Below are 19965 nucleotides of genomic sequence, written 5' to 3'. Positions count from 1 at the left end.
TCTGATGCACATCGGTTTATTTTGCCTCGCCGAAGACTACAGCGGCGACACGGCGCAGAGCCTGCATGAACAGCTTCGTCTCGTCGAGGCGGCGGAGCGGCTCGGGTTTGACGAGGCGTGGTTCGGCGAACACCATTTCAACAACTTCAGCGTCATTCCCGACCCGGCACTGATGCTCGCCTACGCCGCGGCGCGTACGCAGCACATCCGGCTCGGCACCGCGGGCTTCCTGGCCCCCTTCTACCATCCCGTCCGACTGGCCGAAAGCATCGCCGTCCTCGACAACCTGAGCGGCGGCCGCATCAACGCCGGCTTTGCCAAGGGAGGGTTCGCCCCGGACACCCGCCACTTCCTGCAGCAAAAAGAGGAGCTGCGCAGCATTATGTTCGAGACCGTTGAAGCCGTCGAACTTCTCCTGCAGCGCAGGGGCGTTGATTTCGAAGGCGACTTCCTCCAGATTCGCAACAGCACGGTGACGCCGAGACCCCTCCAGAAGCAGCTCCCTTTTTACGTGGCGACCTTCGCGTCCGAGGCGACGATCCACTTTGCCGCGACGCACGGCTACGGCCTGATGATGTCGCAGGGGGCGACGCTGCGCGACTGCGTCGAGGCGCAGAACTTCTACCGCATGGTCGCCGGGCACGACCCGGAGATGATCGTCATGCGCGTCTTTGCCGTCGCGGACAGCGACGCCGAGGCGCAGCGCGCCGCCCTGCCGGCCATCGACCACTTCGTCAAATGCATGCGTGCCGCCCAGCGGGAGCAGCCTCAGCCCGGTTTCGACGCCGAAAACTATGAAGCGCTGCTGCGGGAGCGGAGCGCCTTTTTCGACGGGCAGGCCTTCTTTGAGAATGCCATTCTCGGCAACCCCGACACCTGCATCGCCCGGATCGATGCCCTGACCCGCGCACTGCCCAACCTCCATCTCTCCCTCAAACCCGCGGGCCGGGATGCCGACACCGATATCGCCATGCTCGAACGCTTCAATGCCGAGATCAGACCCCATTTCAATCCAGGAGTATCTTTATGAAACAAAACCCGCGTCTTTCCACCTTGCTTGCGGCGCTGCTTGCGCCTGCCCTTCTCTGTGCGGAGAGCTTCGAGCTCGGCCAGGTCTCCGTCACCGCCGACCCGCTGCTCTCGGAGATCTTTAACGACCGGGTGGACGCCGAACAGATCGACATCTACGGCGACACCACGGTTTCCGAAGCCCTTACCCGTATGACGGGGGTGGCATTCTACTCCCGGGGCGGCCGGGCCGAGACGGATATCAGTATCCGCGGTTTCGATTCGCGCCGCATCGGCGTCTTTTACGACGGCGTGCCCATCTACGTCCCCTATGACGGCAATATGGACTACACCCGCTACCTGACAACCAACATCGCTGACATTGACGTCTATAAAGGCTTCTCCTCGACGGCCTTCGGCGCCAATACGATGGGTGGGGTCGTCAATATCGTCTCCAAAAAGCCAAGCCGCCCCTTCGAAGGCACCGTCTTCGCTCAGGGGTCGATCGACAGCAGCGGCGACCAGACGGGTACCATGGTCGGCGGGAACATCGGCATCCGCGAACCGCACTACTACCTGCAGCTCTCCGCGACGGGCAAGCACCGTGATCACTCCCGTCTGCCCGAAAGCTACGACGCGACCCCGGTCCAGCCCGAGGGCGACCGGCTCAATTCCGCCTCCGACGACCGCCAGGTCAGCGCCAAATACGGCTACCTGCTTGACGGCGGCGAAGTCGCCCTTGGCTATATGTACCAGCACGCGACCAAGCAGCAGCCTACTGTCACCGACCCCGTCTACGGCCGTGAAAAGTACTGGGACTGGCCGAAATGGGATATGCAGAGCCTCTACGCCGTCGGGAAGCACACCCTCTTCGGCGGGCTCTTCAAAGCGACGGCCTACTACACGGAGTACGAAAGCAAGCTCTACTCCTACGACGACATCAACCTGACGACGATGAACAAAAAGTTCGCCTGGAAATCCAACTACAAGGAGTCGACCTACGGCCTCCGGGCGGAGTTCACCGTCGACGCGGCGGGCAACCGGCTCACCCTCTCATCAAACTACAAACATGACCACCATAAAGGGTACGACATCGACAAGGTGACCAACGTCAGTACCCTGGGGGAGGAGTTCGAGGATACGACCCTCTCCTTCGGCGTGGAGGACAGCTACCGCTTCGCGGAGCGCTTCACCCTTGTCGCGGGCATCGGCTATGACGTCAAATCCTCCGACTACATCAGCGACCCGACGATCGACGACAAGAAAGACGAATCGGCCTGGAACCCGGAGGCGGCCTTCATCGCGGAGCTTGCCCCCAAACAGACCCTCCGCCTCAGCGTGGCCCAAAAGACCTATTTCCCCTCGATGAAAGAGCGCTACTCCTACAAGCTCGGCTACGGGGTACCCAACGGCGACCTGAAACCGGAGATGACGACCCACAGCGAACTCGCCTACAAGGGCGTCTTCAACGATGCGTGGATCGCGGAGGCGGCCGGCTTCTACCTGGTGACGGAGGATTACATCCAGGCCGTCTACTATGACACCTTGGACGGTGTCAACCGCACGCAGAACCAAAACATCGGCACCTTCTACCGTTCGGGGGCGGAGCTCGCCCTCTCCTACATTGCCGACGTTTACGAAGCGGGGGCGAATGCCACTTTCCTGAAAATCGGCAGCGCCTCTTCCGACAAGCCCATCGGCGTACCGACGCGCGAATACAACCTCTTCACCCGCGTCTTTTTCGCCCCGAATCTGAGCGGCCTCGTCACCCTCCACGGCCAGAGCGGTGCCTACGGGCAGCTGGCCGACAGCAGCTACGAGAAACTGGGCGACGTGCAGACGATCGACGCGAAGGTGACCTACCTGCCGATCACCTCCGTCGCGGTCGAAGTCGGCGTCAAAAACATGGCGGACAAACTGAACTATTACGACGACGGCTATCCGGAACCGGGGCGGGAGTTCTACGGCAGACTCACGTACAGCTTCTGATGCGCCGCCTTTTCCTGACCGTGCTATTTTCGGCGGCACTGCTTCACGCGGAACCGGTGCCGCCGCTGCGCGTCGCCGTCATTGGCGGGATGACCATGAGCGGCATGTGGCAACAGATCGCCGCCGCCTTTGAGGCCGCCCGCGGCATCCCTGTCGACGTCGTCGTCAGCGGCCCCAAATCGGAGCTCGACGCCTACTGCAGAGAGCACCCCGTCGACCTGGTGACGATGCATGCCAGCGACACCATCACCGACCTGGCCGCCGACGGCCTCTTCGAGCAGCTCACCCCCTGGACGCGCAACGCACAGATGCTCCTGGGCCACCGCAGCGATCCCGCCGGGCTGACCGGGGCCGGGAACCTGCAGGAGGCGCTGGCGAAGCTCGCTGCCTCGGAGGCCCCCTTCCTCGTCCATGCGAGCGGCGGCACCTTCGAAGTGTTCAACGCGCTGCGCACGAAACAGGGGTGGCGCATGCCGCCGGAGCAGCTCCGTTTCACCCCCGCCAAACGCGGTTTCCTCAAGGAAACGGCGGCGTTGAAGGGGTATACGCTTTACGGCGTCATCCCCTTTTTGATGCACAAACAGCACCATCCCCAGATCCTGGGCTTCTATTTCGACGATCCCGCCCTGCGGCGCCCCTACCTGGCGGCCATCGGCAGCCAAGGGCGGCTCAGCGCCGCCCGTCACGCCCGTGCCGAGGCACTGCTGGCCTTTCTGACGTCGCCGCAGGCACAGGGCATACTGAAGGATTTCCGCATCGACGGCCACCCGGGCTACCCGGTCTTTTACCCCCTCACCCCCAACCAAGGAGATAATGATGTTTCTCGAACCCATTGATTTTGCCACCATGTACAAGGCCCACAAGCTCGCCACCGACTTCAAAGGCAAAAGCGCGGACGAATGGAACGCCAAGGCCGCGGACATGGCGCCGCGCATGGTCAACAGCCCCTACGTCGACACCTTCCTCTCGAAGATGGAGCTGGATGCGGACGACGTCGTACTCGATATCGGCTGCGGGCCCGGCACCCTGGCCCTCGCCCTGGCCAAAAAGGTCAAGAAGGTCATCGCGATCGATTACGCCGAACAGATGCTCGAACAACTACGCCTCTACGCCGAACGCGAAGGGATCACCAATATCGAAACGCACCGGCTGAGCTGGGAAGATGACTGGAGCGCGCTGCCGCAGGCCGACATTGCCGTCGCGTCGCGCAGCCTGGAAGTCGGCGATATCGAAACGGCCCTCGCGAAGATGACGCGCCACGCCGCGAAGGCCTGCTACCTCACCTACAAGGCCGGCGGCAGCTACGTCGATCTGGAGATCCTCGAGTTCATCGGCAGGCAGATCACCCCGAAGCCCGACTTCTGGTACATCCCGCTGATCCTCTACCAAAAAGGGCTGCTGCCGCGCATCGACTACATCGAGACCGAACAGGGCAGCATCAACAGCGGCAGCGCCGACGCCTTCGTCACCTCCCTGCGCTGGAGCCTCGGCAGCCTCAGCAGCGACGAGGAGGAAAAGGCCTACCACTACTACGACAAGGTCGTCGCCAGAACCAACCGGCACCCCCGATCCTTCAACTGGGCCTTCGTCGCCTGGGAGACGGTGCGCTAATGCGCCGTCTAACACACTCCTAACACTCTTCGCGTACACTGGCACGACGATTTCAGCTTCCAAGGATTGCTTATGAAACCCCTCTTTTTCGCCCTGTGCGCCGGCGCGGCTGCCCTCTTGCTCGGCGGCTGCGGCAGCAGTAGCGACAACAGCGCGACCGATCTTACCGCCGAACGCGGCCCGATGCTCTACGCGCTTGTCACCGATGCCTCGGGACAACAGGCGACGATGCTCTCAGGCGGCCGCTACCGCTTCGCCAACGACCCGGTCTACCCCGTCACCAGTCTGGGGGGTGTCATCGACATCAACCGTAACGGCATCATCGACGCCGGCGACCTCCCCGCACCGGAACTGAAACTGCAGACGCCGCAGGGACTCGCCCTCACCCTCGTCTCCTCCCTGGCGCACAAGGCCCAGATCGCGACGATGCTGCAAAACGATTTCAACCTGAGCGAAACGCGCCTCTACAATGCGACGCCCTCCGGCGACAGCACTATTGCCGCCATCAGCGACGAGCTCTACAAATACTGCGTCGAGCACAACGTCAGCGACCCCTCCACTCTGACGCTGAAAGTCATGCAGAGCCTGCAGACGCAGATTGCCGCGCGGATCGGAGAGTACAGCTCCGGAGAGTTCAACGCCACGAAGCGCGAACGCTACCTCATCAGAAACGAGCTCGGGCTGCAGACGATGACCCAGGCCGAAGCCGACGCGATGAACCGCCAGCTCGGCGAAGGTGATGGCACACCGCTGCTCTCCGAGCTCAACAGTACCCTCAGAGGGACGCTGGCGTTTATGTGGAATGAGGAGAAGATGGCCAAAGAGCTCTACCTCGCCTTGCACACGCAATGGCCTCACAAGGAGTTCTACAATATTGCGATGATGTCCGAAAGCCAACACCAGGCCGCCATCGCAAGCCTGCTGCAGGTCTACGACATCAATATCACCGATATCGACGGCGAGGAGGCGCACTACAGCGCGGAAGAGCTGCAGGCCTACGATGCAGGCACCTTCCCCGACGCCGCCGTCCAATCCCTCTATGACGAACGCTATGCGAAGGGGGTGCAAAGCGACCGGGACGCCCTGGAGGCAGGCTGTATGGTCGAAGTCACCGACGTCAATGACCTTAATGTCAATATCGCCCTGGCAGAAGCGGCGAAGGCCGATGACCTTGCCGCGACCTTTACCACCCTGCGCAAGGGCAGCTACAACCACTACTGGGCCTTTGACGGCGCCCTCAAAGTGCTCGGCGTACCGGAGGGGTGCTGCGTGCTCGGTGAGACCTTCTGCAAAACGCCCGAAACGTATCCTGATACCCGCGGTGGAGGCGGGGCCTAAAGATTTTGCCTAAGTGCGAATCTTCAGTTACGGACAGGCTTGTTTGGCTAGAATCCTGCGAAATGAAAACACTGCGCCAGCTCCTGCTCTCGGTTCTGCTGTCGGCCTTCTCCTTCTTCGTGGTCCACGACTACGTTATGACGGATGTGGATACCGACACCCAATACGAACTCTGCCTCGCGCAAAGCAGCACCGGCGCGCTTGATCTGCCCACCAAGATCCACGAACACATCCACTCCCTGATGAGCATCCCCGAAGCATTACCCCTTCCCGACGCCGACCGGCCCGTTGCCCTCCGGAGCCACACCGCAGCGCAGCAGCTCCACTCCTATATTTCACCCGTCCCCTCCAAGCCACCTTTAGCCTAACCTTTTTTTCAACCCTATTCAAAAATTCCCATGGGCGCGCACTCCCTTGTGCCGACCCGCATAAAAGGTAACGTAAATGACACCCCTACGACTTCTGGCCCTCTGTGCCGCCGTGTCGCTCTCGGCGGCCCCGGTCTCACTGCAGGAGTTCCTCGATGCCGCCGCGCATTCCGACGCGGCGCAGGCGAGGCAGTTCGCCGCGCAGGCGAACAGCCTGCAGCGGCGCAGCGAACTGCTGACCGACGGTCCCGCCCTCAACGCTCAGGCGGGCTACGCCGACGCCAAGTCCATGTCCAAGAATGCCATGGAGTACCACGTCAGCGTTGAAAAACCCTTCCGCACCGCCGATACCGGCAGACTGGAACGGCTCTTTGGCACCGGCAGCGAAATGACCGCCGCGCTCGAAACGGCACGCCTGCAGAACCGCGTCTATGCCTACTATATCGACGCCTGTACCCTCCAGGAGGAGCTCTGGCTCCTCGAAGACGCCAAAACCCGCGGCGTCCAGATGGAGACGCTGATCCGCACCGGGATGGAGGGGGGCGAGTTCGACCGCAGCGCCTGGCTGCGCAGCCGGCTGAACGTCGAGACCCTGACCCTGCAGATCGACGACCTCAACAGCCGCTACAATGAAACGTTCCGCCTCCTGCGCGCCACGGCGCAGACGGAAGCCGACAGCCTGCTCTGCCACGACCTCCCCGGCACCATCGCCCTACCGCAGCAGACCCTGCTCGCCGACGCCCCGCTGCTGCGGCAGCTTGAAAACCGCCACGGCAGCGCAAAAGCCCTTGCCTCCTACCGCAACAGCTGGCTGCAGGAGGTGACGCTTGCCGCGGGCTATGACAACGAGATGGACGTTCAGCGCGCCAACCTCTATCTCTCCATCCCGCTGAGCGGCGGAAGCCGCCGCGCCAACGACCGCGAGGCCGCCCACCGCGACGCCCTCGCCGCCGGCGCCGAACTGCGCGCCATGCATGCCGAACTCGCCGCACGGGTGGCCGCATTCACCTCGGCCCAACAGACCCGGCAGCAGAACCTGAAACGGCTGAACGACGAGATGATCCCCGAAGCGTACGAGACGACCGTTTTGCTCGAGGAGCGCTTCATGGGCTCCGAGGCGAGCTACCTCGAGTACATCGACAGCCAGAAGATGCTCTTCGCCCTGCTCATGGAGGGGGTCCAGCTCCGCGCGAATGCGCTGAAGGCCGAAGCAGGCCTCTTTGCCGATCTCGGCATCACCCCCGATACCAAGGATAAAAAATGAAATACATTATGCCCATACTCTTCACCCTCTTGCTGCCGCTCGCCGCGGCTGACCGTATCGACCCCGGCACCCTGCAGGTGGCCCTGAGCGCTCCCAAAGCCCAGGAGCAGCTCCCCCTCGGCAACTACCTCGGCACCTACACCTATCCGCCCGCATCCCGCTTTACCGTCAGCGCCAACACCGATGGGTTCGTGACCCGCGTCGCCGTCAAGCCCTTTGCCCATGTGAAAAAAGGGCAGACGCTCTTTACCCTCAAAAGCCCGAAACTCCTTGATATGCAGTCCGAGTACATCGCGACCCTGCTGGAGCTGGAGTACTATGACAAAGAGGTCAAACGCCTCGAGCCGCTGGCGAGCAAAGGGGTCGTCGCCTCCAAACAGCTGACCGAGAGCCGCAACCGCCGCCAGAAGCTCGACGCCTCCGCCGCCTTCCAGCGTGACGTCCTGCTCGCCTACGGCCTGACACCCCCGCAGCTCAAGCGGATCGCCGCGCAGCACAAGCCCGACCCGGTCCTGACCATTTCCGCCCCGGCAACGGGAAGCATCGCTTCGATGAACGCGCAAAAGGGCGGCTACGTCGCCGAAGGCGCCGTCCTCGCGCAGCTCGTTGACACGACCGAGTGCCATTTTGAGATCGACATGCCGTGGGAGACCGCCGATACCCTTGCCCTTGGGGAGAAGCTGAGCGCCGACGGCAAGCACTTCACGGTCTTCGCCAAGGCACCGCAGATCGACCCCGTCTCGCAGACCCGCGCCATCGACCTTCACGAGGGCGACGAATGCGGCGAACGGGGCGGTGCCAGCATGAACATCGCGCTCTCTCGCACCGCGAAGGCGTGGAAAGTACCCGCCGCTTCCGTCACCGAGCTCGACGGACGCAGCGTCGTCTTCGCCAAGCGCAGCGACGGCTTCGAACCGCTTGCCGTCACCGTGCTTTCGCGCCGCGAGGGGTTCTGCTACGTGACCGGCGCTTTGAGCGCGGAGGACCGCGTTGCCGCCTCCTCCGTGCTGGCCCTGCGCAGCGCCGCCGCCGGGGGTGAATGATGGACGCGTTGCTGCGTTTCGCGCTCTCGCAGCGCATCATCATCCTCCTGCTGGCCGCCGCCGTCGCCGTCTACGGGGTGCTCTCCTACGGGAAGCTCGTCATCGACGCCTTCCCCGACGTCTCCTCGACCCAGGTGAAAATCATCATCAAAGCCCCCGGCATGACCCCGAGCGAAGTGGAGCAGCAGATTACCATTCCCGTCGAGCTGGAGATGCAGGGCATCCCCCACCAGACGATGGTCCGCTCCATCTCCAAGTACGCCCTGGCCGACATCACGATCAACTTTGAAGAGGGCACCGACCTCTACTGGGCCCGCGACCGCGTTTACCAGCGTTTTACGGCCGTCAAGAAGGAGCTTCCCGAGAACATCGGCGGGGGCATCGCCCCCATCACAACACCGCTGGGCGAGATCCTGATGTTCACGATCGAATCGGAGACCCTCAGCCTGATGGAGAAGCGTACCCTGCTTGACTGGACGATCCGTCCGGCCCTGCGCAGCGTCCCCGGCGTCGCCGACGTCAACGCCCTGGGCGGCCTCGTGAAAAGCTTCATCGTCAAACCCGATTTCGCCCGCCTCTCCGCCTACGGCATCCCTGTCTCCCAACTCATCGAAGTGATTGAACGCAACAATGCCAACTACGGCGCCGGGCGGATCGAGCAGGGTGACGAAGCGATGATTGTCCGCGTACTGGGGAAACAGACCGGCATCGAGAGCATCCGCGAGCTCGTCCTCGCCCAGCGCGAGGGCAGCACCGTCTACGTCGGCGATGTCGCCGATGTCAGCGTCGGGGCCGTCACCCGCTACGGCTACGTCACCAAGGACGGCAAAGGCGAAGCGGTCGAAGGGCTCGTGCTCGGCCTCAAAGGCGCCGACGCCTCCCGCACCGTTGCCGCCGTCAAAACGCGCCTGGCCGAACTGGAGAAGAACCTGCCCGAGGGCACGAAGCTGGACGTCTTCTATGACCGCAGCGATCTCGTCGGCAAAGCCGTTAACACCGTCCAGAAGGCGCTGATGGAGGCCGTCGTGCTCATCATCGTCATCCTGCTGCTGATGCTCGGAGACATCATCTCCGCGCTCACCGTCGCGCTCATCCTGCCGATGGCGATTCTGAGCGCCTTTATTTTGATGCACCTCTTCGGCATCAGCGCCAACCTGATGAGCCTCGGCGGGATCGCCATCGCCATCGGGATGATCGTCGACTCCGCCGTCGTTATGGTCGAGAACATCGTCGCCTGGCTGGGGCACCCCAAATACGCCCACGAACCGCGCAGCCGCCTCATCTACCTGGCGGCCAAAGAGGTGAGCCTCCCCATCGTCTCGGGCGTCGTCATCATTATCACGATCTTCTCGCCGCTGCTGATGCTGCAGGGGCTGGAGGGTAAGCTCTTCGCCCCGGTGGCGCTGAGCATCGTCTTTACCCTCGCCTCCTCCATCCTCTTCGCCCTCTACCTCATCCCCGTCATTGCCGGGATGAGCATCAAAAAGGCCCACGACGAACCGACCTGGCTCGTGCGCAAGCTCGAGGAGATCTACATCCCGACGCTCATCCGCGCCTTCCGGTTCGAAAAACCGATCTACCTCCTGCTCGTGCTGCTCGTACCGCTCTCCGTCTACATGTTCGGCAGCGTCGGCAAGACCTTTATGCCGACGATGGACGAAGGGAACATCGTCATCGGCGTCGAGTCCGACCCCGCCATCAACATCCCGGCGGGGATCATGCTCAACACCCAGATCCAGCAGCAGCTCATGGCCGCGGTGCCCGAGATCAAATCCATCATCTCCCGCAGCGGCTCGGACGAGATCGGACTCGACCCCATGGGGCTCAACGACACCGACACCTTCCTGGTGCTGCATCCCAAGTCCGCGTGGCGCACGCCCGACCCCGACTGGCTCCGCGCGCAGATGCGCACGGTGCTTGAAGGGATCACAGGCATCGAGTACGGCTTCACCCAGCCCATCGAGATGCGCACCTCCGAGATGCTCACGGGCGCGCGCGGCGACGTCGTCGTCAAGCTCTTCGGCGACGATATCGACACCCTCAACACCCTGGGGACAAACATCGCCGACCTCCTCAAAGCAACCGAGGGGAGCGAAGACGTCTACATGCGCCAGAACGAGGGGGTCAGCTACCAACAGGTCGTTTTCGACAAGAAACAGCTCACCAAGTACGGTCTCAACCTCGACGAAGCGGCGCAGATCCTCGCCATCGCCGTGATGGGCGCCGAGGCGGGCAAGATCTACGAGGGGATGAAGCAGTTCTCCATCCTGATCCGCGGCGATTACGCGCAAAACGACCTGCCGCTCTCGTCGATCTACCTCACGACCCCGGCGGGCGAACGCATCGCCTTCTCCAACATCGCGCACATCGAGCGCACGGAGGGGAGCGTCGAGATCAAGCATGAGGGGGCTCAGCGCTTCGTCTCCATCCAGACCAACGTCAGCGGCACCGACCTTACAACCTTCGTGGCGTCGATCGCCGCGAAAATCGAGCAGGAAGTGGCCCTCCCGGCAGGGTACCGCCTCGAATACGGCGGGGAGTTCAAGAACCAGCAGCGCACCATGGCGCGCCTCTCCGTCGTCGTGCCCATTGCCCTGGCGGTGATCTTTATGATCCTCTTCTTCACCTTCCGATCCCTGCGGCAGGCCGCGGCCGTCTTCGCGATGATCCCCCTGGCGCTGACGGGCGGGATTGCGGGGCTGATGGCGAGCGGCCACTACCTCTCCGTCCCCGCCTCGGTCGGCTTCATCGCCCTGCTAGGGATCGCCGTGCTCAACGGGGTCGTTATGGTCAGCTACTTCAACGAGCTGGTCAAAACGATGCCGCTTGAAAACGCGGTGCTCGAGGGGGCCAGACGGCGCCTGCGCCCGGTCCTGATGACGGCACTTATCGCCGCCTTCGGCCTGGTGCCGATGCTCTTTGCGACCGGCCCCGGTTCGGAGATCCAGAAGCCCCTCGCCGTCGTCGTGATCACCGGGCTGATCAGCTCGACCCTGCTCACTTTGATCATCCTGCCGATCCTCTACCGGCGGATCGAAGCGAAGAAAGAGTTACAATATACTGTGTGAAAAGGAATGTCGATGAAAACGGAACTGCTTATCGGTGCCCTGGCTTTCGTCACGGCCATCCAAATCATCCCCTTTGGCCACGACCACACCAATCCTCCGGTCGTGGCTGAACCGGCGTGGGATACCCCGCAGACCCGCACGCTCTTTATGCGCGCCTGTGCCGACTGCCACTCCAATGAGACCGTCTGGCCCTGGTACAGCCATGTCGCCCCCGTCTCCTGGCTCGTTGCCCACGACGTCGAAGAGGGACGCGAGAACTTCAATGTTTCCGTCTGGGGCGTGCAGAAGAAAAACAAGGGGTACGACGCCGCCGAAGAGGTGGAAGAGGACGACATGCCGCCGGCCGTCTACCTGCCGACCCACCCCGAGGCGCGGCTCACTCCGGAGGAAAAAACAGCGCTGATCGCCGGCCTGAAAGCCACCTTCGGTACCAAAAAGCCGAGACACTGACTCCCGCGCCCGGCGCGTGAAAGGGACAACCAATGGAAGATAAATTCTCGCTCAAGAAAACGGTCTCGCTGACCCTCGGGCTTTCGTTTCTCGTGATGAGCTACACGGGCATCATGCTCTTTTTTACGCCGAAAGGGAAGATCGCGTTCTGGACCGACTGGACGCTGCTGGGGCTCACCAAGACCCAGTACACCGACCTGCACATCACCTCGATGTTCCTCTTTCTCGCGGCCGGCGTCTGGCACATCTACTACAACTGGAAACCGCTGGTCAGTTACCTCAAGACCCATGCGCACCGCCTGAACCCGCTGAAAAAAGAGTTCCTCGCCGCCCTCGTGCTCAACCTCTTTTTCGTCGGTGCCACCATGCTCCACCTGCCGCCGATGCAAAGCATCGTCAATCTCAATACGGCGATCAAGGATTACTGGGAGCGACAGGTAGGCGCCCCGCCGTTCGGTCATGCCGAAGAGGCCACCGTCGCCATCCTCGCGCCCCAGAACGGTATCGATACGCCCACGGCGCTCAAGCGGCTGCGCGACGCCGGTTTCCGTGCGAAAAACGGCCAGCAGACCCTGGAGCAGATCGCAGTCGAAAACGGCGTCTCCGCGCAGAAGGTCTATAACGCCATGGTGCCGCACGCGCAGGCGCAGCAGAGCGTTGCGCCGCTCAGCGGCATGGGACGCAGAAGCATCGGTTCGCTCGCCGACGCGGGGCATATCGACCTGGCAAAGGCGCTCGCCTATCTCGAAGCGGAGGGCGTCGACGCCACGCCGCAGACCACCATGCGCGACGCCGCCGGACAGCTCGGCACCACCCCCTACACCCTTTTCGAAACCCTGAGAGACCTGCCGTAAACTCCCTTCCCCACGAGGGGAGCGCTTTGCCGAGCGGCGGTCGCCGTTGACATTATTACTAATTAGTAATATAATGCTCTTATCCCATCTTTCAAGGAGACGCCATGAAACGCACACCACAGTACGGAACGCTCGAAGACGCCGTACTACGGGCGCATATCGAACTGTCGCGCGCCTTCAACAAACTCCGTGCGAAGGAGACGGCGACCATAGCCGACCAGGGGATGACGATGGCGCAGTTCGCCATCCTCGAGGCCCTCTACCACCTCGGGACGCTGCGGATCGGCCAGATCACCGAACTGATCCTCAGTACGCCGGGCAACATCACCGTCGTCATCAAGAACCTTGAAAGCAAGGGGTGGATCCGTGTCTACCCAAGTGAAACGGACCGTCGCATCCGCATGGTGGAGATCACCGAAACGGGACAGAGCCTGATCGCGGCCCACTTCCCGGAGCACGTCCGCAACCTGGCGGCGTGGTACGGTGCCGCGCTGGAAACCGAAGAGCTCCATACCCTGTCGCGCCTGCTGCGCAAACTGGAAAAGGCGCAATAGGATCTTTGCCCGACGCGTCAACACCGGAGGATGCCATGAAACGCCGCACATTGCTTCAGATGCTGTTTCTGCCGCCGCTGGCGCTTTATGCCGAAACAAATTCAAAGGAGACCCTTATGTCAAGAATGTTTGTCCACCGCGCCTCTGATAGGGGCGTCGCCGAACACGGATGGCTGCACAGCCGCTTCAGTTTTTCGTTTGCCGACTACTACAACCCCACGCGGATGGGTTTCGGGGCCCTGCGGGTGATCAACGACGACGTCATTGAAGCCGGGCAGGGGTTCGGGACCCACCCCCACCGCAACATGGAGATTGTCTCCATCGTCACGCAGGGTGCCCTGAAACACCGCGACTCCGCGGGGAACGCGGGCGTCATCCGCGCCGGGGAGATCCAGTACATGAGTGCTGGTGCGGGCATCGCCCACTCCGAATTCGCCTCCGAAACGGAGAAGACCGCCCTCTTCCAGATCTGGATATACCCCGACGAGGAGGGCGGCAAACCCCGGTACGAACAGCGCGATTTCAACGCCTTTTATCACCCCAACCGCTGGACCCTGCTCGTCAGCGGGGACGGCCGGGAGAATTCGATCCGTATCAAACAGGACGCCGCCATCCATGTCAGCGACATTGATGAGGGCCACACCCTGGCGATGCCGACAGTCGCGCCGGGCCATGCACGGCTGCTCTTTGTCATCGAAGGGGAGGTCGCGGTCGAGGATCTGCACCTCGGCGCCCGGGACGAACTGCAGATTATGGATGACAATGTCCATGATCTCGTTGCCGTGCACGACGCGAAGGTGCTCCTTTTCGACGTGCCCCTGTGAAATGACTCACAGTTTACTTACATTGGAGTATCATTATTACTAGAACGCACCCAAAGGAGAATAAGATGAAACGTATGAGTCTCGCGGCGGCACTGCTGCTCGGAGGAACCCTGTTCGCCGCACAGGGAATGATGTCCTCTTTTAACGATTTTGACGCGAACGGCGACGGCATGATCAGCCAGACCGAGTTCGAAAACACCCAGCAGGCGCGGATGACCAAGCAGGCCGAAAGCGGCAAGATGATGCGTAACGCCGCCAATGCACCCACCTTCGGCGACATTGATGCCAACGGGGACGGCATGATCGATCCCACCGAATTCAGAAACCATCAGATGAACCGGATGCAGCAGCGTCCCGCCGGTATGGGCCAGGGCAACGTTCAGAACAACATGCCGGGCGGAATGCAAGGTGGAATGCAGGGCAGAATGATGTCCTCTTTCAACGACTTTGACGCGAACGGCGACGGCGCGATCACCCAGACCGAGTTCGAGAACGCCCAACAGGCGCGGATGGCCAAGCAGGCTGAAAGCGGCAAGATGATGCGTAACGCCGCCAATGCACCCGCCTTCGGCGACGTCGATACCAACGGGGACGGTACGATCGATCCCACCGAATTCAGAAACCACCAGATGAACCAGATGAAGCAGCGCCCCGGCGGCCAGGGAATGGGCAAAGGGATGAAATGCGGCAGCGGTAAATGCAGCGGCGGCGGAATGGGCGGCCCGAACCGCTAAAGCGCGTCAGCGCTTGCGGACGCAGCGTACGTGCGCTTCGTCACAGCGGTCCGTATCGAACATGTGGCCGTTGCCCCAGTAGACGGCCCAGGCATTGACGGGCATTTTGCGGTAAATCTCCGATGTCCAGTAGGCGTTGGAGACCGTGTTTTTGAGCCCCACCTTCTTGGCGACAGTGGCTTTGCGGAGCGTTTCGAGTTCCGTGCGGGTCGGCAACCGCCAATCACGGAACCCTTCAAGCTCCAGGTTCGCGCAGTAGCTGCGCGCATCTTTCCAGACCGTATCTTTCTTGGCCGCCATGGCATTATCCTGCCACTGCAGTTTCGCCGCGGTATCGATGACCGTATCACCGCTGCGCTTCCAGCCCGCCCAGGCCAGCGCCGAAACCGCGAGCAACAGAGAAAACACTCGAATCATTAACCCTCCTTTTCTTGGCCGGCGCGGCAGACCTTCGTCTGCACTGCCGGGACACGCGCCCGTCCTCTCTTACGGGGTCACTTTTACACATCAAATCTTAAACGGATTGTGCGAACGCTTAATAAACACCGCCGCTATTTCAACGGCATCAGGGCGTAGCCTTGGTTCTGGTAGGCGATGGTGTCGATGTAGCTGTTTTCCGAAATGCGCAGGTAGGGCAGTACGTCTTCGCGGTCGATCCCGTTGCCCTCCAGCGCGATAGCACAGACGACCAGCTCCACCTCTTTGGCTTTGGAGAGGCGTTCAAGACTCTCCTGTGCCTTCGTGATATAGAGCACCTCCTCCTCGGGGACGAGGTAATCGGCGCTCTCCGACGCCACCTTGGCGCAGCCGCCGTGCATCGTCACGGCGAAACGGACCGTATCGCCCTGCGCCTCGATCATCTGCTTGGTCTTCTCAATGAGGTTGAATCGCGAAAGGATATAGCGCGGGTTTGAGGAGCTGCAGTCGAAGACGGCCTTGTACTCCTGGGCCAATGCCAGAACGGCCAGGAGCGCCAGAAGGGCCGGAATCCGTTTCACTGCCCCAGACCGAAGACGTTGGAGAGGGTATTGATGTAGTTGAAATACCCGGTGATCGCGACGGCCTCGATGATCTGCACGTCGCTGTAGCCCAGCGCTTTGAGGGCGTCGATATCTTCCTGCTGCATCTTGTAGTTGTCTTTCTTCGACGCGCGGACGCAGAAGCGCAGCAGCGCCTTCTCTTTCTCGTCGGTACTGATGCTGTCGATCCCCTCGAGGATCTGGGTGATACGATCCTCACTCAGTCCCAGCATCTTCGCGATGTTCTTGTGCACGTCGACGCACATCTTGCAGCTGTTCTCCTTGGAAATGAGCAGGGCGATCGCCTCCTTGATGTCATAGGAGAGCTCCGTCGGCTCCAGCAGGAACTTCTGCACCATCATGTCGGTCGCGAAATAGACCTTCTCGTCCAGCGCCAGCAGTTTGAAAATCTCGCCGAGGCTGCCTGTCTTCTCCAGGATGGGGCGCGCCTTCTCCTGGATTGCCGGGGACATCTCCTCGAATTCGGGTAGTGCTATGTATGCCATCTTCTTCTCCTTTGCGACAATTCTAATTGAAAAAGCGTTAAGTCGTACTTAACGCTTTTGGTTTTCATCGGCCGGGTCGTGGTAGTCGACGGTCGGGATCAGCAGGGCGACGACGAAAAGGATCAGGCTCAGCAGCAGCACGATGGTCAATTCATAACCGCCCAGCACGTCACTGAGCCTGATGGTTCCGAGGTCCGGCCCCATGAGCTGTTTGATCCAGGGGAAGGTGAGGGTGAAGACCGCGCCGCCGACCATCCCGCCGATCACCCCCACCAGCGCATCGACGCGCCCTTCGGAGACGGAGACGAAAAAGGCCGAGGGGCATTTGCCGAGGATCACGAGCCCCATGCCGAACAGCACTGCGCCGACCAGCAGCCCGCCCAGCAGGGTCGGTTTCACCTGGTACTCCGCAACGCCGCCCTGTACGAGCGCATAAAAGCCGACCCCGGACAGCGCTACGGTCATCATCGCCATGCGCGGCGCCAGGGTGTCCTCGAAGATCATGAAGCCCGCCATCTTCTCGAACTTGTCGAGCCGCGACCAGAGGATAACCGCCCCGAAACAGAAACCGATGAAGAGCACCGTCCAGACTGAACCGTGCCCCTGCGCCGCAACGACGTCGAACATATGGGTGATACGCTCAATCATGCGCAGCTCTTTTTGCGTTTATAGAAGAAGCGGCCGGTGATCATGCCGGTGCCCAGGGCGACAACGGTAAAGATCATCCCGCTGACGGCAGTCTGGCTCCCCCCGGAGAGGATATGCCCCGCGTTGCAGCCGCCGGCGAGCCGCGCCCCGTAAACGAGCAGGAACCCGGCGATGAAGCTCCAGACCATCCGCGAAGGGACCGAGCTGTTTTTGCGCGTTTTCCAGAGCGTCGGGATGGTACTGATGTGGAAGGTCTTCGTCACGAAGAGCGACATGAAGAGGCCGCCGAAGAAAACACCGATCAGCATCACCCCCTCCCAGGCGCCCGACGTCTCGATCAGTGCCGTATACTCGTGCGCATCGGCATCCAGGCCGAACAGCACCTCGGAGAGGTAGGCCATGCCCGTCGAGGCACCGATCGGCCGCCCCGCTCCCCATTCGGAAAAGGTAAAAAAGAAGAGCAGGCTCATCAGGATGCCGCCGGCCCACCATGGTATTTTACGAGGCATAATGACCCCCTTATTTTGTAAATCGTCAAGTTATACTTTACGTTTTGAATTCTATGCTATAATGCTTAAACTTTCTTGAACAAGGAACACGGTGGAGTATAAGATCTCGGAAGTCGTCGCCAAGACCGGAGTGCCCAAATCGACCATCCTCTACTACATCAAAGAGGGGCTGCTGCCCGAAGCGCGGAAGCTCAAACCCAACGTCCACCGCTACAACGACGAACATGTGGAGCGGCTGCGCTACATCCGGTATATGAAAGAGGAGGTGGGGAGCAGCATCGAGCAGATCAAAGCGGCGCTGGGGAACCCGAACCGGTCGCTTTCAAGCTCGCTGTCGATGATCGAGCCGCTGATGAATACGCTTAGCCGCGTCCCCGCCGACGCGGAGCACTATACGGAGGCGGAGTTTGTCGAGGCATTCGCGCTGGACGCCGCCGTCGTTCGGCGTCTGATGGAGACGGGTATCCTCCTGCCGACGGGGGAGGCGGACTTCACCCATAAAGACGCGGCCATCGTCAACCTGGCCGCCGCCTTCGAGAGCGTCGGGGTCGCCCCCGACATCCTCAAAGCCTACGCCGAACACGCCAGGGGGCTCGCCAAACTGGAGCGCCAGATGCAGCAGAGCCTCTGCAACGCCCGGACGGACGACAACTTCTCGACGCTGTGGAAGATCCTTTTCGAGACCCTTTTTACCGCCAAGCCCTACCTCTTCGACCGGAACACCTACCGGGTCTTCGTCTCCGCCCTCAAAGAGGAGCTCAACGCGGACGAGACGCATTCATAAGGTTTTCAGCCCCGGTCAGTGACTCCTGACTACCATCGAGAGCACCAGCAGCCCGATATAAAACCAGATCATCGCCCCCGAGGCGGCAAAGGCCGCCAGGCGTTTGGCCGTGGAAAACTCGTACATGCCCAGGCGGCTGTAGAGGATGACGGCGCTCCAGAGGGCCCCGGCATAGCCGAAAAGCGAGAAGAGGTGGACCCAGCCGTCGCGCATGGAGGCCAGCGGACGCATCGTCTCCGTACTGCCTGTCAGCCAGTACCAGGCATTGGCAAGCTCGGAGGCGTACTCCAGGAAGAAGAACGATCCCACGTGCGAGAGCGACCCGATGATCATCATCGGGGCCAGAGCGTAGCTGTTGCGGTGCAGGAAGCTCTTAAAGGGCTTGTTCGCCAGCGCCGCGGCGACGGCATAGCCGCCGAGCACGAGCGCGCCGGTGACGCTCAGGGCCATGACGAGTGCCGCAAAACCGACCCAGTCCACCCCGGCAGGCAGGAACGATGCGAGCCACTCTCCTGCCGCGTACCACGGTGTCTGCGTCTTCACCGGCGAATGCCCGAGCCCGTGGTGGAAATGCATGGTGATCGTAATGATCGCCAGCAGCAGGATATAAACAGAGGTATGGATGGTGTGGCGGTCGTTGACCTCGCCGAACATCCCCTTGGAAGGTTTCACCAGCTGCAGCGATACCGCCTCGCAGGCCTGCGCGCAATCCATGCAGAGCGTACAGTCGCGCATGGAGTTTTTCTTCTCAAAAAGGTAGGGCTGCAGCCCCGTCTCGCAGGCTTTCGCGCAGTCAAAGGTCGTGCACGCGTCGCAGGCGTCGCGGTAGGTCTGCAGACGGACCGCCCCCAGTTTCCCGTAGCTTTTGGTCACGCTCCCGATCGGGCAGAGGTAGGTGCAGTAGGCCATATCCTTGTAGCGGGAGAAGACAAAGAGTGCCAGGAGCGTCAGCCCGGCGAAGAGCGCCGCGGCGACCCAGGGAGTCTTGAGCGCGCCCGGGAAGAGGTAGACCGGCACCCAGTAGGCCGCGATCAGGATGCCCAGCCCGATGCCGCGATGCTTCAGCCACGCCGGCGCCTCCTTTTGCGTACCGATTTTCGAAAAGAAGCGGCCGATCACACCGTGGGGGCAGACCCCGCAGAATCCAGGCCCGATCAGCACGATGCTGACGATCATGAAAAAGGGCCAGAACAGCGACCAGAAAACGGCCGTAGTGTAGGGGTTCTCCGCTACGGACGGATAGCGCAGGCCGAACCCTATCGCGGAGACGAAAAGCAGCGCAGCCGCCGTCCGCACGATGAAAAGGACGCGCCTGTTTTTAAACAGGGCCGCTACCAGCGGCCAGCCCAGCAGGTCGTTTCCCCTCCGAGTAATATGGTCGACCATCTGCTCCT

General features: G+C 61.6%; 21 protein-coding genes. 15 read left to right on the top strand and 6 right to left on the bottom strand.

What is annotated here, in order from left to right; genetic code table 11:
- Positions 1 to 4: 4 nt before the first annotated feature.
- The 14 genes from ACM66T_RS00285 to ACM66T_RS00220 all read left to right on the top strand — a co-directional run bounded on the left by ACM66T_RS00285 (position 5) and on the right by ACM66T_RS00220 (position 15105).
- A complete protein-coding gene (locus tag ACM66T_RS00285) occupies positions 5 to 1030 on the top strand; it encodes an LLM class flavin-dependent oxidoreductase (protein ID WP_231019587.1) in 1026 nt (341 codons plus the stop codon).
- The gene (locus ACM66T_RS00280) at positions 1027 to 2997 is read left to right on the top strand and encodes a TonB-dependent receptor (protein WP_345970231.1); all 1971 of its coding nucleotides are present in this window, start codon (positions 1027 to 1029) and stop codon (positions 2995 to 2997) included. The genes ACM66T_RS00285 and ACM66T_RS00280 overlap by 4 nt, the downstream gene beginning before the upstream one ends.
- The gene (locus ACM66T_RS00275; RefSeq protein ID WP_231019585.1) at positions 2997 to 3833 is read left to right on the top strand and encodes a substrate-binding domain-containing protein; all 837 of its coding nucleotides are present in this window, start codon (positions 2997 to 2999) and stop codon (positions 3831 to 3833) included. Before ACM66T_RS00280 ends, ACM66T_RS00275 begins: the two co-directional genes overlap by 1 nt.
- Positions 3814 to 4608: a class I SAM-dependent methyltransferase gene (locus tag ACM66T_RS00270; RefSeq protein WP_416768663.1), complete on the top strand. Its 795-nt coding sequence runs from the start codon at positions 3814 to 3816 to the stop codon at positions 4606 to 4608. Before ACM66T_RS00275 ends, ACM66T_RS00270 begins: the two co-directional genes overlap by 20 nt.
- A gap of 72 nt (positions 4609 to 4680) precedes the next feature.
- Positions 4681 to 5946 (top strand): DUF2202 domain-containing protein, encoded by a 1266-nt coding sequence (locus ACM66T_RS00265; protein WP_416768662.1) that lies wholly within the window; start codon positions 4681 to 4683, stop codon positions 5944 to 5946.
- Between the two features lie 62 nt (positions 5947 to 6008).
- On the top strand, positions 6009 to 6314 hold the full coding sequence (locus tag ACM66T_RS00260; RefSeq protein ID WP_231019582.1) for a hypothetical protein: 306 nt from the start codon (positions 6009 to 6011) through the stop codon (positions 6312 to 6314).
- Between the two features lie 76 nt (positions 6315 to 6390).
- Positions 6391 to 7578 (top strand): TolC family protein, encoded by a 1188-nt coding sequence (locus ACM66T_RS00255; protein WP_231019581.1) that lies wholly within the window; start codon positions 6391 to 6393, stop codon positions 7576 to 7578.
- Complete coding sequence (locus tag ACM66T_RS00250; RefSeq protein ID WP_231019580.1) at positions 7575 to 8621, top strand: efflux RND transporter periplasmic adaptor subunit; 1047 nt, start codon at positions 7575 to 7577, stop codon at positions 8619 to 8621. Before ACM66T_RS00255 ends, ACM66T_RS00250 begins: the two co-directional genes overlap by 4 nt.
- A complete protein-coding gene (locus ACM66T_RS00245) occupies positions 8618 to 11689 on the top strand; it encodes an efflux RND transporter permease subunit (RefSeq protein WP_231019578.1) in 3072 nt (1023 codons plus the stop codon). Before ACM66T_RS00250 ends, ACM66T_RS00245 begins: the two co-directional genes overlap by 4 nt.
- Positions 11690 to 11701: 12 nt before the next feature.
- Entirely contained in the window at positions 11702 to 12139 is a 438-nt protein-coding gene (locus ACM66T_RS00240) for a heme-binding domain-containing protein (RefSeq protein WP_231019577.1), read from the top strand.
- Positions 12140 to 12171: 32 nt separating this feature from the next.
- Positions 12172 to 12993 (top strand): DUF4405 domain-containing protein, encoded by an 822-nt coding sequence (locus tag ACM66T_RS00235; RefSeq protein ID WP_231019576.1) that lies wholly within the window; start codon positions 12172 to 12174, stop codon positions 12991 to 12993.
- 104 nt (positions 12994 to 13097) lie between these two features.
- Positions 13098 to 13547, top strand: coding sequence for a MarR family winged helix-turn-helix transcriptional regulator (locus ACM66T_RS00230; protein ID WP_231019575.1), 450 nt, complete (start codon positions 13098 to 13100; stop codon positions 13545 to 13547).
- A 116-nt stretch (positions 13548 to 13663) separates the two neighbouring features.
- Positions 13664 to 14371 (top strand): pirin family protein, encoded by a 708-nt coding sequence (locus tag ACM66T_RS00225; RefSeq protein WP_231019574.1) that lies wholly within the window; start codon positions 13664 to 13666, stop codon positions 14369 to 14371.
- A 65-nt stretch (positions 14372 to 14436) separates the two neighbouring features.
- On the top strand, positions 14437 to 15105 hold the full coding sequence (locus ACM66T_RS00220) for an EF-hand domain-containing protein (protein ID WP_231019573.1): 669 nt from the start codon (positions 14437 to 14439) through the stop codon (positions 15103 to 15105).
- 6 nt (positions 15106 to 15111) lie between these two features.
- Here ACM66T_RS00220 and ACM66T_RS00215 read toward each other — a convergent pair whose 3' ends face one another.
- From ACM66T_RS00215 to ACM66T_RS00195, 5 genes are all read right to left on the bottom strand, one after another.
- A complete protein-coding gene (locus tag ACM66T_RS00215) occupies positions 15112 to 15522 on the bottom strand; it encodes a DUF1566 domain-containing protein (RefSeq protein ID WP_231019572.1) in 411 nt (136 codons plus the stop codon).
- Positions 15523 to 15656: 134 nt separating this feature from the next.
- Positions 15657 to 16103 (bottom strand): DsrE family protein, encoded by a 447-nt coding sequence (locus ACM66T_RS00210; RefSeq protein ID WP_231019571.1) that lies wholly within the window; start codon positions 16101 to 16103, stop codon positions 15657 to 15659.
- Positions 16100 to 16630 (bottom strand): carboxymuconolactone decarboxylase family protein, encoded by a 531-nt coding sequence (locus ACM66T_RS00205; RefSeq protein WP_231019570.1) that lies wholly within the window; start codon positions 16628 to 16630, stop codon positions 16100 to 16102. The genes ACM66T_RS00210 and ACM66T_RS00205 overlap by 4 nt, the downstream gene beginning before the upstream one ends.
- A 48-nt stretch (positions 16631 to 16678) precedes the next feature.
- On the bottom strand, positions 16679 to 17278 hold the full coding sequence (locus ACM66T_RS00200) for a YeeE/YedE thiosulfate transporter family protein (RefSeq protein WP_231019569.1): 600 nt from the start codon (positions 17276 to 17278) through the stop codon (positions 16679 to 16681).
- Positions 17275 to 17787: a YeeE/YedE thiosulfate transporter family protein gene (locus ACM66T_RS00195; RefSeq protein ID WP_231019568.1), complete on the bottom strand. Its 513-nt coding sequence runs from the start codon at positions 17785 to 17787 to the stop codon at positions 17275 to 17277. Before ACM66T_RS00195 ends, ACM66T_RS00200 begins: the two co-directional genes overlap by 4 nt.
- 91 nt (positions 17788 to 17878) lie before the next feature.
- On the opposite strand from ACM66T_RS00195, the gene ACM66T_RS00190 reads away from it, so the two are divergent.
- Entirely contained in the window at positions 17879 to 18571 is a 693-nt protein-coding gene (locus ACM66T_RS00190) for a MerR family transcriptional regulator (RefSeq protein WP_231019567.1), read from the top strand.
- A 15-nt stretch (positions 18572 to 18586) separates the two neighbouring features.
- Here the strand turns inward: ACM66T_RS00190 and ACM66T_RS00185 are convergent, their stop codons facing one another.
- Positions 18587 to 19957 (bottom strand): 4Fe-4S binding protein, encoded by a 1371-nt coding sequence (locus tag ACM66T_RS00185; protein WP_231019566.1) that lies wholly within the window; start codon positions 19955 to 19957, stop codon positions 18587 to 18589.
- Between the last annotated feature and the right edge of the window lie 8 nt (positions 19958 to 19965).

The sequence above is a fragment of the Sulfurimonas sp. ST-25 genome (genome assembly GCF_048079205.1).
Taxonomy (GTDB): Bacteria; Campylobacterota; Campylobacteria; order Campylobacterales; family Sulfurimonadaceae; genus Thiomicrolovo; species Thiomicrolovo sulfuroxydans.
Note: the sequence above shows the minus strand (reverse complement) of the source record. Positions and strands in the feature narration are given on the sequence as shown.